This is a genomic window from Peptoniphilus pacaensis, from assembly GCF_900088125.1.
Taxonomy (GTDB): Bacteria; Bacillota; Clostridia; order Tissierellales; family Peptoniphilaceae; genus Aedoeadaptatus; species Aedoeadaptatus pacaensis.
Window position 1 is genome coordinate 704,070 of sequence record NZ_FLQT01000003.1, and the last position, 14,745, is coordinate 718,814.

15 protein-coding genes are annotated in these 14,745 nt (G+C 54.9%); 4 read left to right on the plus strand and 11 right to left on the minus strand.

What is annotated here, in order from left to right:
- Window positions 1–18 precede the first annotated feature (18 nt).
- Entirely contained in the window at window positions 19–1,242 is a 1,224-nt protein-coding gene (locus BN7444_RS03340) for an MFS transporter (protein ID WP_068455731.1), read from the minus strand.
- A 120-nt stretch (window positions 1,243–1,362) separates the two neighbouring features.
- Here BN7444_RS03340 and BN7444_RS03345 point away from each other — a divergent pair, with 120 nt between their 5' ends.
- A complete protein-coding gene (locus BN7444_RS03345) occupies window positions 1,363–2,307 on the plus strand; it encodes an AEC family transporter (RefSeq protein WP_068455734.1) in 945 nt (314 codons plus the stop codon).
- Window positions 2,308–2,353: 46 nt separating this feature from the next.
- On the opposite strand, the gene BN7444_RS03350 is transcribed toward BN7444_RS03345, so the two are convergent.
- Both BN7444_RS03350 and gdhA read right to left on the minus strand, forming a co-directional pair.
- A complete protein-coding gene (locus tag BN7444_RS03350) occupies window positions 2,354–2,938 on the minus strand; it encodes a hydrolase (RefSeq protein WP_068455737.1) in 585 nt (194 codons plus the stop codon).
- Window positions 2,939–3,062: 124 nt separating this feature from the next.
- The gene (gene gdhA, locus BN7444_RS03355; protein WP_068455740.1) at window positions 3,063–4,409 is read right to left on the minus strand and encodes an NADP-specific glutamate dehydrogenase; all 1,347 of its coding nucleotides are present in this window, start codon (window positions 4,407–4,409) and stop codon (window positions 3,063–3,065) included.
- Window positions 4,410–4,844: 435 nt separating this feature from the next.
- Here gdhA and BN7444_RS03360 point away from each other — a divergent pair, with 435 nt between their 5' ends.
- The gene (locus BN7444_RS03360; RefSeq protein WP_068455743.1) at window positions 4,845–5,732 is read left to right on the plus strand and encodes an arginine deiminase-related protein; all 888 of its coding nucleotides are present in this window, start codon (window positions 4,845–4,847) and stop codon (window positions 5,730–5,732) included.
- A gap of 36 nt (window positions 5,733–5,768) precedes the next feature.
- Here BN7444_RS03360 and BN7444_RS03365 read toward each other — a convergent pair whose 3' ends face one another.
- From BN7444_RS03365 to sdaAB, 3 genes are all read right to left on the minus strand, one after another.
- A complete protein-coding gene (locus tag BN7444_RS03365) occupies window positions 5,769–6,245 on the minus strand; it encodes a DUF4342 domain-containing protein (RefSeq protein WP_068455746.1) in 477 nt (158 codons plus the stop codon).
- 116 nt (window positions 6,246–6,361) lie between these two features.
- Window positions 6,362–7,234, minus strand: coding sequence for an L-serine ammonia-lyase, iron-sulfur-dependent, subunit alpha (gene sdaAA, locus BN7444_RS03370; RefSeq protein ID WP_068455748.1), 873 nt, complete (start codon window positions 7,232–7,234; stop codon window positions 6,362–6,364).
- The gene (sdaAB, locus tag BN7444_RS03375) at window positions 7,227–7,919 is read right to left on the minus strand and encodes an L-serine ammonia-lyase, iron-sulfur-dependent subunit beta (RefSeq protein WP_068455750.1); all 693 of its coding nucleotides are present in this window, start codon (window positions 7,917–7,919) and stop codon (window positions 7,227–7,229) included. The genes sdaAA and sdaAB overlap by 8 nt, the downstream gene beginning before the upstream one ends.
- Window positions 7,920–8,000: 81 nt before the next feature.
- Between sdaAB and BN7444_RS03380 the strand changes: the two genes are divergently transcribed.
- A complete protein-coding gene (locus BN7444_RS03380; protein WP_068455752.1) occupies window positions 8,001–9,221 on the plus strand; it encodes a dihydroorotase in 1,221 nt (406 codons plus the stop codon).
- A gap of 56 nt (window positions 9,222–9,277) precedes the next feature.
- Here the strand turns inward: BN7444_RS03380 and BN7444_RS03385 are convergent, their stop codons facing one another.
- The 5 genes from BN7444_RS03385 to BN7444_RS03405 all read right to left on the minus strand — a co-directional run bounded on the left by BN7444_RS03385 (window position 9,278) and on the right by BN7444_RS03405 (window position 13,480).
- Window positions 9,278–10,132: a cysteine ABC transporter substrate-binding protein gene (locus BN7444_RS03385; RefSeq protein ID WP_068455754.1), complete on the minus strand. Its 855-nt coding sequence runs from the start codon at window positions 10,130–10,132 to the stop codon at window positions 9,278–9,280.
- A 10-nt stretch (window positions 10,133–10,142) separates the two neighbouring features.
- On the minus strand, window positions 10,143–10,877 hold the full coding sequence (locus BN7444_RS03390) for an amino acid ABC transporter ATP-binding protein (protein ID WP_068455756.1): 735 nt from the start codon (window positions 10,875–10,877) through the stop codon (window positions 10,143–10,145).
- Entirely contained in the window at window positions 10,877–11,554 is a 678-nt protein-coding gene (locus BN7444_RS03395; protein WP_245654188.1) for an amino acid ABC transporter permease, read from the minus strand. The genes BN7444_RS03390 and BN7444_RS03395 overlap by 1 nt, the downstream gene beginning before the upstream one ends.
- Window positions 11,526–12,194 (minus strand): amino acid ABC transporter permease, encoded by a 669-nt coding sequence (locus tag BN7444_RS03400; RefSeq protein WP_068455758.1) that lies wholly within the window; start codon window positions 12,192–12,194, stop codon window positions 11,526–11,528. Before BN7444_RS03400 ends, BN7444_RS03395 begins: the two co-directional genes overlap by 29 nt.
- 260 nt (window positions 12,195–12,454) lie before the next feature.
- Complete coding sequence (locus tag BN7444_RS03405; RefSeq protein ID WP_068455760.1) at window positions 12,455–13,480, minus strand: threonine aldolase family protein; 1,026 nt, start codon at window positions 13,478–13,480, stop codon at window positions 12,455–12,457.
- Window positions 13,481–13,546: 66 nt separating this feature from the next.
- Between BN7444_RS03405 and BN7444_RS03410 the strand changes: the two genes are divergently transcribed.
- Window positions 13,547–14,632 carry a pyridoxal phosphate-dependent aminotransferase gene (locus tag BN7444_RS03410; RefSeq protein WP_068455762.1) on the plus strand — a complete coding sequence of 362 codons (1,086 nt, stop codon included), beginning with the start codon at window positions 13,547–13,549 and terminating at the stop codon, window positions 14,630–14,632.
- The last annotated feature ends 113 nt before the right edge of the window (window positions 14,633–14,745 follow it).

Sequence of the window (14,745 nt, forward strand, 5' to 3'; positions counted from 1 at the left end):
TTTCTCATCACGTGATTTTTACCCCTTCGCCGAAGGTTCCATCGCCTTTCCCGCCAAATAAAAGAGGGGTACGGCGGCCAGCTGTGCCGCCACGGAAACGGCGATCATCAGCCCCAGGTTTACGTCGTAGAGGCTGCCTAAGAGCCAGCTGCCCATGAACCAAAAGATCCCGAAGGAGCATTCAAAGAGGCCGTAGCCCGTGGCTCGAGCGGATTTGTCCACCATGGTGGCCACGGCGGCCTTCAGCACCGATTCCTGAGCCCCCATGCCCACGCCCCAAAGGGCGACGCCGGTGAGAAGCACGGGCAGGCTCTCGGCGTAAAAGACAAGGATGGCGAAAGGCGCCGCCACCACCGTGGCGACCACCAAAGCCCCTACGCCCTTCTTGTCGAAGAGACTCCCGAAGACAAGGGCCGATGCGGCATCCACCAACATGGCCCCGGCGTAAATGAGGGGCAGATTGCCCGTGGTGATGGTGCCGCCGTAAAGGGCCATGTGCTTCGTCACGTGCATCAGAATCAGGGCGTAGTCCATAAAGCCGAAGGCGAAGAGGCTGATCCCCGCCATGTAAATTTTAAAGGAGCGCTTCAGCTTCATGGGCTCGTAAACCGTCTTGCCCCCTTCGAATTCTTCCGGATTGGGGAATTTGCGCTTCGTGACTAAAAGCAAAATCAAGGTCACGGCGCCGGGTACGGCCAAAACGGCGAAGGCCGCGGAATAAAGCTGCGCCTGAGGCATGCCCGACTTCGCGCTCATGACGGCAAAGAGCAGCACCGGCCCCAGAAAGGCCCCGATTTGATCCAGCGCCTCCTGAATGGCGAAGCTCTTCCCCGCCCCTTCACGGCTCGCGGCAAAAGACATAATCGTATCCTTCGCCGGCTTCTTAATGGCCTTGCCCATGCGCTGCACGATGAGTAGCGCCGATGCCGCCACCCAGCCATGCTCGCCCACGAGGGCCAGGGCGGGCACCGCCGCGATATCCAGCACATAGCCGATCATCACCATGGGCCAATACTTCCCCGTCCTGTCCGTAAGGGCGCCGAAGACGTAGCGCATGGCATAGCCCACCAGCTCGCCCAGGCCCGACACGAAGCCGATAGTGGCCGCCGACGCCCCGAGAAACGAGAGATAGGCCCCCCGCATACTGGCGGCTCCCTCGTGAGTCATGTCCGAAAACAAACTGACCATGCCGAACATCAAAATGAACACCATGGCCGGCGAAAGCCTGCGACTTTTTTTCAAAATAAACCCTTCCTTCTCTGATCTTTCATCTATCATAAAACAAGGGCCCGGGAGGAACAAGGGCGTGCGCCTGGATTTTACATTTCCCCGAGATTCTCCTATAATCGAAAGGGGGTTCTTATGACACATTTACTACTCGGCATCAACATTATCTTTCCCATATTCTTCGTCCTTTTCGCAGGCTACGCGGCCAAAGAAAAGGGCTTTTTAGACGACGCCTTCGTGAAAAAGGCCACTTGGCTCGTCTTCTACATCGCCCTGCCCTTCAAACTCTTTAACGACATGCGCACCGCCGACATCCACACCCTGCACCTGCCCTATGTGATCTACATCCTCTCGGGGATCTGCATCATCTTCTTCGGCACCTGGTTTATCGCCCGCTTCTTTATAAAAGACCGCAAACAACTTTCCGCCTTCGTCCACTGCGCCTACCGCTCCAATTTCGTCTACGTGGGCTTTCCCATTTTAGACGCCCTCTTCGGCACCCCGTCGGCGGAGCACGTGATGATCGTCACCGCCTTCGGCCTCACCCTCTACAATATTTTGGCCATCTTCATCCTTACATACTACGGCGAAGATAGCGGCGCCCGCATCGATCCCGCGGCCATCGCCATTAAGGTGCTGAAAAATCCCATGATCATCGGCATATTGGCGGGCCTCGCCTTTCATTTCCTACGCGTCCCCGTCTACGGCGGCATCACCGACGGCATGGAGCTCCTCGCACGGCTGTCCACGCCCCTGTCCCTCATCCTCATCGGCGCCAGCCTGGACTTTTCGTCACTGAAAGACGACCTGCCCCTGATCCTCGCCGCCGCCGGCATCAAAAACATCGTCGTGCCCCTTCTCCTCATTCCCCTGGGCATGGCCATGGGCATGGGCAAGGTGGAACTGGGCATCGCCTACGTCTTTTGGGCCACGCCCTGCGCCGTGAACTGCTTTATCTTCACCCGGGAAATGGGCTCGAACTACCGCCTGGCATCGAAAATCATTACGGCGAGCTTCCTCCTCGCCATCGTCACCTACCCCGTGGGCATCGCCTGGATGAAAGCCGCGGGACTCCTGTAAAGCCTACGCAAAAAGGCTCCCTTGATTACAAAGGAGCCTTCTTTTTTTACGCCAGTTCTGCCAGTTCTTTTTCCACGGCATCTTCCGTCTCCGCCATGGCATCCATGGTGCGGGTAAGGAGGGTATCCATATCCCAACCCAGCATGGCGGCGCCCCGCTCGACGATATCGCGGTCCACGCCGGCGGCAAATTTTTTGTCTTTAAATTTTTTCTTCAGACTTTTGAGTTTCATGTCCTCTACGGAGCCCGATGGCCGCATAAGGGAGTAGGCGTAGATGAGGCCGGTGAGCTCGTCGGTGGCGTAGAGCACTTTTTCCATCATGTGCTCCGGCTCCACGTCGGCACAGATCTCCCAGCCGTGGCTTACGACAGCGCGGGTGAGTTCGTCGAGGGCGTCGATTTCCGCCAAAAGCTCCGGCGCCTTTCGGCAGTGCTCTTCCGGATATTTTTCCCAGTCCACGTCGTGTAAGAGCCCGACCATGCCCCAGAAGTCCGCCTCGTCTTCAAAGCCCAATTCGCGGGCGAAGTGGATCATGACGTGTTTCACCGTGAGGGCGTGGCGCAGGTGAAACCGGTCGGAATTGTATTTCAACAGCAAATCCAATGCGTCTTTTTCTTTTAGCGTGTTCATCTTCATCCTCCTTTTTTCTTTTTATACCCTCGGTGGCGTTTTTCCATAAAAAAGACCACATACTTTCGTATGCGGCCTTTTAAAGTCATTTTATTCTTTTCGAATAGAGTGCTTCTCTTTATCTCTAGAATACACCTTGTGCCATCATGGCGTCTGCCAAGCGAACGAAACCGGCGATGTTGGCGCCTGCTACCAGGTTGTAGCCTAAGCCGTATTGTTCAGCTGCTTCGACGGACATCTTGTAGATGTTGTCCATGATCATGTGAAGTTGTTTGTCAACTTCTTCTGCGGGCCAGCTCAAACGAGCGCTGTTTTGGCTCATTTCGAGAGCGGAACCTGCAACGCCGCCTGCGTTAACTGCCTTGGAGGGAGCAACGACTTTGACGTTTTTGATGAGGTAGTTCAATGCGTCGTTGGTGGTGGGCATGTTAGCTACTTCGATGTAGTATTCGATGCCTTTTTTAACCATAGCTTCTGCTTCTTCCATGGTGATTTCGTTTTGGTAAGCAGCCGGCATAGCGATGTCGTAGTCTGCGTTGATCCAGGGTTTTTCACCGGGGAAGAAGTCTACGCCGAATTTGTCTGCGTAGTCTTGAACTTTGTCGCGACCGGAAGCGCGCATTTCGAGCATGTATTCAACTTTTTCTTCGGTGTTGATGCCGTCTTTGTCGTAGATGTATCCGTCGGGACCGGCGATGGTAACAACTTTACCGCCGAGTTGTTGTACTTTCTTGCAGATACCCCAAGCAACGTTACCGAAACCGGAAACGGCGATCTTCTTGTCTTTAATGTCTTCGCCGAAGTGATCCAGTACGTTTAAGAGGTAGTATACTGCGCCGTAGCCGGTAGCTTCGGGACGTACGCGGGATCCGCCGAAGCTGAAGCCCTTGCCGGTGAAGGTACCGTTTTCGAATTTAGCTTTTAAGCGACGATATTGGCCATACATAAAGCCGACTTCTCTTGCGCCTACGCCCATGTCACCTGCCGGTACGTCGGTGTCCGGTCCGATGTAGTGGTAGAGGGTGCTCATGAAGGATTGGCAGAAACGCATAATTTCGTCGTCACTTCTTCCGCGGGGGTCGAAGTCGCTGCCGCCCTTGCCGCCGCCGATGGGGAGGCCGGTCATGGAGTTCTTGAAGCATTGTTCGAAACCGAGGAATTTAATAACGGATTGGTTAACGGTGGGGTGGAAGCGAATGCCGCCCTTGTACGGCCCGAGGGCTCCGTTAAATTGTACACGGTAACCAATGTTGGTGTGGTATTGACCTTCGTCATCTTGCCATACGACGCGGAAGCTGAACAGACGGTCCGGTTCAACCATGCGGCCTAAAAGGTCGACGCGTTCATATTCCGGATGTTGGTCGATAACCGGTTTTAAAGAACTTAATACTTCTTCTACGGTTTGGCAGAATTCCGGTTCGCTGGCGTGTCTTTCTTTTACACGTTCGATTACACTTTCAAGATAGCTCATACAATATTCCTCCTTAAAGAACATGAGTTGGCTAAAAGCCTCACTAAAAGAGCAAAGGCTTTCCCTGCGGGGAAATAAAAAACGCCGTGTCCTGTGCCACGTGTTAACGCCTTAGCTCTAACGCATTCATCATACCACATAGACTGTGAAATTTCCACGTGGTTTTTAAATTTTTCTTCCCGCCTCCGGGCTCAACGCCTGTATTTTCAAGGGGCCGGGCGCGTCATTAACAATATGAATCGTTTCTTTCACCTTTTTTGACCGTTCTTGCCATGGATTATTTGCCGCGGCGCAAAAAGCGCAAAGCCTTTACATGCTCTCCACCCTCTTTGCCTATCTTTCCGCCACGTAGTACCCTTTTCCCGCCGGCGGACTGTGCTTTTTTCCTCGGCTGTTGTAAAATAGACGTAAGAATTTTTAAACAAAGGAGTCTCTATGATTGCCGATAAAATTATCATGGTGCGTCCCTCGGCTTTCCGCTTTAATGCGGAGACGGCGGCGGACAATGCCTATCAAGTCAACGACCGCAGCCTCTCCCCCGACGAGGTGCAGGCCCGGGCGGCGGATGAATTTTCTGCCCTGGCAGGCGCCCTGCGTGCGGCGGGGGTGAAGGTGGATGTCTTAAACGACGACGGCGAGGACACGCCGGATTCGATTTTCCCCAACAATACTTTCGTCACTTTCCCCGGAAAGCTTTTTCTCTGTCCCATGTACAGCGACAATCGAAAAAAGGAATTTCCCAAATTGCGGCCCCAATACGACGCGCTCTTCGATCTGTCGCGGCTCGAGGTGGCGGATTATTCCCATGAGCCCGCCGCCTTGGAGGGCACCGGCGCCATGGTCTTGGACCGCTTCCATGATATATGCTATGCCGCCCTCTCCGCCCGCTGCGACGAAGATCTGCTCATGCGCTTTTGCGACGCCTACGGCCTTGAGCACGTTCCCTTCCGCGCACGGCATCACGACGCGGCTGTCTATCACACCAATGTGATTATGACCGTGGCGGAACACTTCGCCCTCATCGCCGAGGAGCTGATCACGGAAGGAAAGGAGGATCTCCTCGCCCGCCTGAAGGCCACGGGGAAGGAGATCATTCCCCTGAGTGCCGATGAGGTGGATCACTTCTGCGGCAATTGTTTGGAGCTGATGGGAGACGCGCCGCTTCTCGTTATGAGCGAGGAGGCCTACGAGCATTTGGCGCCGGAAAAAATCGCGCGGATCGAAAAATACGATCGGATCCTTCACGTGCCCCTTCCCGTCATTTCACAATTAGGCGGCGGCAGCGCCCGCTGTATGATCGCGGAAAATTTCATCGACGCATAAAAAAACGAGGCGGGAATGATCCTGCCTCGTTTCTTTTTAGCGCATGCGATGTTTGTTGGTAATATAATCTTTTACATTGATGACTTTGCCGTCGTCGAGATAGATGTAAAATTCCCAACGGCTGATGATGCCGATGCCTACGCCCATAAGGGCCGCCACCGGTGCGATGACCGTCCAAATGGCGCCCAGGTTCATGGACACGTTTAAGATCACTTCGTCTTTTTCGTCCATGATGACGAGCTTGGTGGCATTGCCTTTTTCCCAGAAATCTTTCACGGCGTCGATGACTTCTTCGCCGAAATTGGAAATGGTGTCGGAAATGTCTTCCGCTCTGGTTCTCGCATCTTTAAAATCGAAGCCCTCGGTTTTTTCGTCTTCGACTTTTTCCTCGCCCATCAACAGGCGAATGGCCTTGTCCACGTCGCCGTCGGCGGACAAGAGTGCTTCCCGCACGTCGCCGTAGCTTGCGCCGGTGACGGAGATCACGTAGTCGATTTTTTCCATGGTAATCATAAATTATTGCCTCCTTGATATCGGTGTGTCTTCTTGTTCTCATTGTACCCGAAAGGACAGGGAAAAAAAGGACTCTGCGTCTTTGTTTTACCTTTCTTTACCAAAGGTTAGATTTATTAACCGAAGATCTTGCCGCAAAGGGTCTTCGCCGTGTCCGTGCCGGCCAGACCGCCGATACCGGTTTCGCGCAGGGAGGCGGGCAAAGCGTCGCCCACTTCTTTCATGGCCTTGCAGACTTCGTCGAAGGGAATGATGCTGAAGGTGCCGGCGAGGGCCATGTCGGCGCTGACCCGGGCATTGGAGACTCCCGATGCGTTTCTGAAAGTGCAGGGGTATTGAACCAAGCCGCCTAAGGGATCGCAGACCAGGCCCAGGATGTTGACAATGGCGATGGAGGCGGCGTTTAAGCAGGTTTCCACATCGCCGCCGTAAAGTTCCGCGAGAGCCGCCGCCGCCATGGAGGAGGCCGCGCCGCATTCCGCCTGGCAGCCTCCTTCACTGCCGGCGAAAGTGCCGTAGCCGGCGATAAACTGGCCGATGCCGATGGCCGTCAAGAGGCCGCGGACCAAGTCGTCGTCGGTGGCGTTTAAATCTTCCGCCGCCGTCACCAAGGCCGCCGGCACGATGCCGCAGCTGCCCGCCGTAGGCGCCGCCACGATGACTTCCATCTTGGCATTGGATTCGAAGGTGGAAAAGGCGCGGGCCATGGCGCGCAGAGTCTTTTCATCGGTGACGAATTTCTTCCCGCTCTTGGAATAGTCCCAGGTCTTTTTGCCGAAGTCCTTGATTAAATCGTGTTTTAAATCCGTGCCCGTTTCCAAGGTGCGCCCGGTGGATTCCTTCATAATGGCGAGCATGTGGTGGAGTTCCTTTAAGATGGCCGCCTTCTTTTCCTCATCGCCTTTGGATTCTTCTTCCAGGACGTAGTCCGAAATCTTCCAATTCTTTTCCCGGCATAAATCGATCAATGCCTTTGCCGTTTTAATCATGAGCGCGTCCTTTCATGGGTTCGATAATATCCACGTATTTCGCAAATTCGAAGCGAGGATCCTTTAAAATCGGCTCCAGAATCGCCGGATCCACGGAGTGGGTGATCTCCGTAACCAGGGTGACCGTCTCGTCGATTTTGTCCGTCACCATGGTTTCGATATTGTAGTCGTTGTTCGTTAAAATACTGGAAACCAGAGCGATGACCCCTTTTTGTTCCTGATATTGTAAAATAAGAGTAGGGTATTGATTTTTAAAGGCCACTTCGATGTCGTTAATGGCTACGATTAAAATATTGCCGCCGCCGATGGACGAGCCGGTGACGGACAAATGGCCGCCGTTGTCGTAGAAGAAGATGATCTCTACGGAGTTGGGGTGCCGGTCGCCGAGATCCGTTTCCACGAATTCGTAGCTGAGTCCCTTTTCTTCCGCGATTTTAAAGCTGTCTCTCAGCGCTTCGTCGTCGGGCATAATGCCCAGGACGCCGCCCACCAACGCCATGTCCGTGCCGTGACCCCGATAGGTCGACGCAAAGGAGCCGTGGAGATTAAAGCGCACCTTGTGAAAGGGGCTGCCTCCGCTAATGGCCAATGCGGCGTTACCGATTTTACACGCCCCCGCCGTGTGGGAGCTGGAGGGCCCCACCATAATGGGCCCCACCACGTCAAATGCCTTGTATCTTTTCATGTTCCACCTCTGTTCGTTCTCGTTGCTCACCCGTTGACCATTCTATTTTATCATAATTGCGCCCCATCCTTAGGAGGAAGTATGGCTACACTTACTATAAAAAACGTCCGCGTACTGGATCCCGTCTTAAACAAAAACGAAACCGCCACAATTACCTGCCCCGTAGAGGGCGAGGACATCACCATGGACGGCGAAGGCCTCTATGCCTTCCCCGCCTTTGTCGACGTCCACGTCCATTTAAGGGACCCGGGCTTTACGGAAAAAGAAACCCTGGAAACCGGCGCGGCGGCGGCCCTTCACGGCGGCTTCGGCCACGTCCTGGCCATGGCCAATACGAAGCCCGTCATGTGCGGGGAGGCCATTGCCGATTTTTACCGACGGGCGAAGGCGCTTCCCATTCACGCCTATACCGTGAGCGCCCTGACAAAAGATCTTAAAGGCAAAGAGCCGGTGGACATGGAAGAGGCGGCGCGGTTGGGTGCCGTGGGCTTTTCCGACGACGGCTTTCCCGTGGACAATGTGTCCCTCCTGGAAGAAGGGCTCGCCCGGGCCAAGGCATTGGATCTGCCCATCAGCCTTCACGAAGAGGATCCGGCCTATGTGAAAAACCCCGGCGTGGACAGCCGCGTGGCCCCGGCTTTCGGCTTAAAGGGCGCCGAGGCCATGGCGGAGGTCAGCCTCTCGGCCCGGGATCTGTCCCTGGCCCACTACATGGGGGCGAAGCTTGACATTCAGCACATCTCCTGTGCCCTCACCGCTCGCCTGGTGGCGGCCTTTGCCGCATCGGGGGCGAAGGTGCTGGGCGAGATCACGCCCCATCACCTGACCATGACCGCAGAGGATGTGAAGGTCCACGGCAGCCTGGCGAAAATGAATCCGCCCCTGCGCACCGCCGAGGACGCGGCGGGCCTCGCCGAATTTATCGGCCACGAGAACTTCTGCATCGCCACGGATCATGCGCCCCACACGCCGGAGGAAAAGAACCGTCCCCTGAAAGAGGCCCCCTCGGGCATTACGGGGATGGAGACCGCCTTCGTCCTCCTCTACAGGGAGCTGGTGCTGACGGAAAAGTGCGGACTGGAAGACCTCGTCTGTGCCATGACGAAAATCCCGGCGGATTTCTACAAACTCCCCCACCAAGGCGTGGCGGGGGGAGAATTCGTCCTCTTCGATCCCCAAGGGGAAACCGAGGTGGACGACGCCTTCTTCCGGGGCAAGAGCCACAACTCTCCTCTCATGGGAGAAAGGTTCAGGGGGAAGATTAAAGGGATTTGCGTCAAGGGACGATATCACGAGTTTTAAAGGAAATTTTCATTCAATAAAAAAAGGATCGAGCATTTGCACTCGATCCTCTTTTTTTAATAATCTTCCGGTTTGGCTTCCACTACCATGTCTTCCGGTTTGGCAGCATCCCCATAGGTGGGAGCCAAGGTGTCTTGGAAGGCTTTGGTGAAGAATTTTTCGCCGTAGAGTTTTTCGATGACGCCGTTGACGAAGTCCAGCATTTCCTGATTACCTTTTTTCACCGCCGGTGCGATGTAATCCACATCGCCCAGGGTCTTAATGCCCACGTCGTAGCCGTCGTTTTCCAATGCCCAGGCGAGAACTTCCGTATTGTCCGTGCTCATGGCATCGCCCCGGCCGTCTAAAAGGGCGCTGTAGGCTTCGGCGTATTGGTCGTATTTTTGCAGCTTGATTTCCGGATGCTTTTCCGTGAAGTAGGTTTCCGCCGTGGTGCCTTTGGAAATGATCAGGGTCTTGTCTTTCAGTTGGGCCACGTCGGTGATTTCACCTTTCGGAGACACGACGCCCAAAGACACTTTCATATAGGGCAGGGCGAAGTCCACTTGCTCTTTGCGCTCGTCGGTGACGGTGAAGTTGGCGAGAAGGAGGTCGATTTTATTGGCGTTTAAATATTCCACGCGGCTCGCCGCTTCCACGGGGACGTATTTGACCTTCACGCCCAGTTCTTCCGCGATGCGATTGCCCAGGGCGATGTCGTAGCCTTGGAATTCGCCTTTTTCGTCCATGTAGCCGAAGGGCTTTTTGTCGCCGAAGACGCCGATGGTGATTTCGCCGGATTTTTTAATGTCCTCCACGGTGCGCACGCCGGCATTGTCTGCGGTAGGGGCGCCCTCTTCTTCCACGCCGCCGCAGGCGACGAGGCCCAGTGCCATCATGGCGACGATCAGTGCGGTGAGTAGTTTCTTCATTTTGTCCTCCTTAATTGTAATGCAGTCCTTCTAAAAATTGACGACTTCGTTCGGTCTCGGGGCGTTCGAAGAAAGTTTCCGGGTCGGTATCTTCCACGATGCGCCCTTCTTCTATAAACAAAATGCGATTGGCGACTTTTCTCGCAAATTCCATTTCGTGGGTGACGATGAGCATGGTCTTACCTTCTTTGGCCAGTTCGCCGACGAGGGCAAGCACCTCCTGCACCATTTCCGGATCCAGGGCGGCGGTGACTTCGTCGAAGAGAAAGAGCTCCGGGTCCATGAGCATGGCCCGCAGAATGGCCACCCGCTGTTGCTGGCCGCCGGAGAGGCTGCGGGGATAGCTGTCGGCCTTGTCTTTTAAGCCCACCCTATCCAACAGGGCCAGGGCTCTTTTTTCGGCCTCGGCTTTGTCTTCGCCCTTGGCCTTCACCGGCCCCAGGGTTAAATTGTCCAGCACCTTCATGTGGCCGAAGAGTTCATAGGATTGAAAGACCATGCCGATTTTCTTGCGGACGTCGGGCATGTCCTTTTCTCTCTTCACCACGCTTTCTCCTCTGAGGAGAATGTCGCCGCCCTGAATTTTTTCAAGGCCGTTGATGCAGCGGAGCAAGGTGCTTTTGCCGCAGCCCGAAGGCCCCAGCACCGCCACCACGTCGCCCGTCTCCACGTCCATGGAAAAGCCGTCGAAGATGGGGTCGCCGTCGTAGGCCTTCACCATGTCCTTTACTTCAAGAATAGCCATTATGCCTCCTTCCATTTCTCTTCTAAATGCCCCGCCCATTTGGACAGAGGGTAGCAGACCAAAAAGTATAAGATTAAGATGACGAGATAGATCCAGAGGGCCGCCGAGGCGAATTCCAGCCTGACGGCTTCCACGATTTGCTGCCCGGTCTTGATCACTTCCACCACGCCGATAAGGGCGATGAGGGAGGTGGTCTTGATCATGCGGGTCACCAGATTCATGGCCTGGGGAATGAGCCGACGCAGGGCTTGGGGCAGCACCACATAGCCCATGGTCTGAAGCCGGGTCAGACCGATGGATGCGGCGGCCTCGTATTGGTGCTTCGGGATCGATGAGATGGCGCCGCGCACGAGATCCCCCATTTCCGCCGTGCCCCACAGGGTAAAGACGATGATGGCGGCGTTGAAGCCGGAGATGTGGATCCCCAGTGCCCGGGCCATGCCGAAGTAGACGATAAAGAGGAGCACCAGTTGGGGCATGAGGCGCATAAATTCCAAATAGATCTTTGAAAGAATTTTGATGATCGGGGATTTCTTCGTCATGATCCAGCCGAAGATGAGGCCGAAGAAGACGGAAAGGGCCACGGACAAGAGGGACACCCGCAAGGTGACGGACAGGCCCTTCAGCAGCCGGGCCATGGTGTGGGGATTAAGCAATAGCGCTCGTGCCGATGCCACGTCTCAGCCTCCTTTCCAGTAAAGAGAAGATGACGGCTATAGGGACTAAAATCACCAGATAGCTCACCACCAACATAAACAATGCCTCGTCGGTTTCGTAGTAGAGGCCGATTAAATCCTTCGCCACGTACATGAGATCCGCCAGTGCCACGGCGCTGAAGACGGAGGTTTCTTTCATAAGAAAGATCGTGTTGGCGCCGATGGAGGGAATGGCCACGGCCAAAGCCTGGGGCAAGACCACGTAGCGTATGCGCTGGCTCTTGGTGAGGCCGATGGCCATGGCCGCTTCGATTTGCCGTCTATCCACCGCCTCGATCCCGGAGCGAAAGGACTCGGCCATGTAGCTTGCGCCGAGAAAGATCATGCCGATAATGGCGCAGGCTTCCGACGAGAGGACGATGCCCGCCTTGGGCAGACCGAAGTAGAGAAAAAATAATTGAATCAATAATGGCGTGTTTCTCGACACTTCGATATAGGCCTTGGCGATGCCGTTGAGCAGGGGAATTTTTTCCACCCGGATAAAGGCGATGATCAGCCCCACGAGGACGGAGCCCAAAACGCCCAAGAGGCCGATGGACAGTGTGAGTTTGGCCGCCTCCACGTATTGCGGCAGCATGGCCACGAGAAAATCCCGGTTCATAACAACTCCTTTCAGACAAATAAAAAAAGCGAGCCGAAGCCCGCTTCAAAGATGCCTATGGAAAATAATAGCCGGAAAAAGCTATGGTTCTTCCCAAAACATCTGCGCAGGCAAATAACCCGTACAACAACAGGTACAGGTGCAAGCACATTTGCAGATGGTTTGGATTTGCTTAACCATAATTTCTCCTCTGAATTTTTTCACATCATACCACGGCACAGTGGCCTTGTCAAACTAATTTACTCTGAATTAAATCGCCCCTACTTCAGCAGGCCCTCCAGAACCTTGATGGCGCCGTCGATTTCGTCCTTCGTCGTGTTGTAATCGGTGACGAAGCGCACGGGCACCGTGCCCGCTTCCTTCGGGCCCATGATGTCGAATTGGCCGTGTTTCGCAAGCTCGTCGGCCGCAGCCTTGGGCAGGCGAATAAAGAGCTGATTGCTCTCGGGGGGATAGATAAATTCCACGCCGAGCCAGGTAAGCTCCCGGGCCAAATAGCTCGCAGCCCGATTGGCGGCCCGTCCGTTTTCGAAGAAGAGGTCGTCGGTAAAGAGAGCTTCGTACTGGGCGCCCAGGGTAAAGCCCTTGGCCATTAAGAGGGCCCGCTGTTTTTGGAAATAGATAAATTCCCGGGCCAGGTCTTCGTTTTTAAAGACCAATGCCTCGCCGAAGAGGGCGCCGTTTTTCGTGCCGCCAACGGAAAACATGTCGGCGTAATCCATGTATTCGGAAAGCTTCACGTCGTTAAATTCACTTGTGAGGGCGCTGGCCATGCGGGCACCGTCGATATAGACGGGAAGCCGGTATTTGTCCGCCACCTTGCGAATGGCGGCGAGCTCGTCTTTGCGATAGACAAGCCCCGTTTCCGTGGTGTTGGAAAGATAGATAATGCCGGGCAGGACATTGTGAAAATCGCCGAAAGAGGCGAGAAATTCGTCCAAGTCCTGCGCGTCGTATTTGCCGGCTTCTGTCTTGACGGAAACCACTTTGTGGCCGGCGGCTTCAATGGCGCCCACCTCGTGCTCCACCACATGCCCCGTGTCGGCGCTGACGATGGCTTCGTGGGGCCGCAGATGGAAGGTGAGGGCCAGCACATTGGCGGCGGTGCCTCCGTGGACGAAGTGCACGGGATAGTCGCCTCCCGCGGCGTCACGAATCAATTGCGCGGCCCGCTCCGTGTGGGCGTCGAAGCCGTAGCCGGCATTTCCCTCCCCGTCGGTGGCGGCCAAGGCCTTTAGTACATTCGGATGGCATAAATCGTGGTAATCGTTTCTGAAATTAAACATAGGCACCCCTTTTTTATTGTCTTTTCTTTTTCGTCATTATATCATAGGTGGGAAAGGAGGGAGTCCATGAAGACGAACCGACACGGCGCCGATCTTTACGCCTTGGAAAAAAAATACCACTATCGTCCCGAAGACATCAGGGATTTTTCATCGAATATCAATCCTCTGGGCCCCTCGCCCAAGGCCATGGAGGCGGCGGCGAAAAACATCGGCGCTCTCTGCCGCTATCCCGATCCCGAATACCGGAAGCTAAAAGCCGCCATCGCCGAGTACCTGAAGGTGCCCCACGGCTCCATTCTCTTGGGCTGCGGCACGTCTCAGCTGATACAGGCGGCCATCGGCTACTTAAAGCCCGCCCGGGCCCTCATCAACAGCCCCTGCTACAGCGAATACGAGCGGGAGCTGGAAAAAATCGGGGCGGCCGTCGGCGAATACCCTCTGGATTACCACAAAAACTTCGCCATCGACGTGGACGACATCGTGGCGCGGATCAATGAAGAGGGCATCCAGCTTTACGTCCTCACCAATCCCAACAATCCCACGGGCTCCATTTTGACCCGGGCCGATGTGGCGCGGATCTTGGACGAAACCGATGCCTATGTGCTGGTAGACGAAACCTATATCGAATTTACGGACCCGGCCATTTACTCCGCCGTGCCCCTGGTGAGCTCCCGAAAAAAACTCATCGTCATTCGGGGCACGAGCAAATTTTTCGCCACGCCGGGGATTCGCCTGGGCTACGCCCTTACCGGGGACGAGAAGCTTTCCGAGGCCCTCGCCGGGGAGCTGTCCATCTGGGGCATTAACAGCATGGCCGATGTCATGGGGCGGGTCATGTTCAACGACGCCGCCTACAGAGACGAAAGCTTTCGATTGATTCAGCGAGAAAAGGAAAAAGTGATTACCGCCCTCGAGACCATTCCCGCCTTAAAAATCTTTCCCTCCTACGGGAATTTCGTCCTGGTGAAAATCAAAGACCGCAGCCACTCGGCGGCGGAACTGCACGAAGCCCTTCTGGCACAAAAAATGGTGATCCGGGACTGCGCCGGCTTTAAAAATTTAGACGAGCGCTTCTTCCGCTTCTGCCTCTTGGACGCCGAATCCAACGACGCCTTGATCCGCGCCGTGAAGGATTTTTTTGAAAAAGACTAGGGCGAAAATGGCTTGATTTCGCCATTGCAACTGCAGGTTGCGAAAATTCCAAGAGGTCTGTATGGTATGCTACCGGCAAAAGGCCTATTCTTTTCTTAGAAAACAATGCTGAA

Coding starts and splice junctions, on each gene's coding strand:
- BN7444_RS03345 (WP_068455734.1), top strand. CDS start 1,363: ATGACACATTTACTACTCGGCATCAACATTATCTTTCCCATATTCTTC.
- BN7444_RS03350 (WP_068455737.1), bottom strand. CDS start 2,938: ATGAACACGCTAAAAGAAAAAGACGCATTGGATTTGCTGTTGAAATAC.
- gdhA (WP_068455740.1), bottom strand. CDS start 4,409: ATGAGCTATCTTGAAAGTGTAATCGAACGTGTAAAAGAAAGACACGCC.
- BN7444_RS03360 (WP_068455743.1), top strand. CDS start 4,845: ATGATTGCCGATAAAATTATCATGGTGCGTCCCTCGGCTTTCCGCTTT.
- BN7444_RS03365 (WP_068455746.1), bottom strand. CDS start 6,245: ATGATTACCATGGAAAAAATCGACTACGTGATCTCCGTCACCGGCGCA.
- sdaAA (WP_068455748.1), bottom strand. CDS start 7,234: ATGATTAAAACGGCAAAGGCATTGATCGATTTATGCCGGGAAAAGAAT.
- sdaAB (WP_068455750.1), bottom strand. CDS start 7,919: ATGAAAAGATACAAGGCATTTGACGTGGTGGGGCCCATTATGGTGGGG.
- BN7444_RS03380 (WP_068455752.1), top strand. CDS start 8,001: ATGGCTACACTTACTATAAAAAACGTCCGCGTACTGGATCCCGTCTTA.
- BN7444_RS03385 (WP_068455754.1), bottom strand. CDS start 10,132: ATGAAGAAACTACTCACCGCACTGATCGTCGCCATGATGGCACTGGGC.
- BN7444_RS03390 (WP_068455756.1), bottom strand. CDS start 10,877: ATGGCTATTCTTGAAGTAAAGGACATGGTGAAGGCCTACGACGGCGAC.
- BN7444_RS03400 (WP_068455758.1), bottom strand. CDS start 12,194: ATGAACCGGGATTTTCTCGTGGCCATGCTGCCGCAATACGTGGAGGCG.
- BN7444_RS03405 (WP_068455760.1), bottom strand. CDS start 13,480: ATGTTTAATTTCAGAAACGATTACCACGATTTATGCCATCCGAATGTA.
- BN7444_RS03410 (WP_068455762.1), top strand. CDS start 13,547: ATGAAGACGAACCGACACGGCGCCGATCTTTACGCCTTGGAAAAAAAA.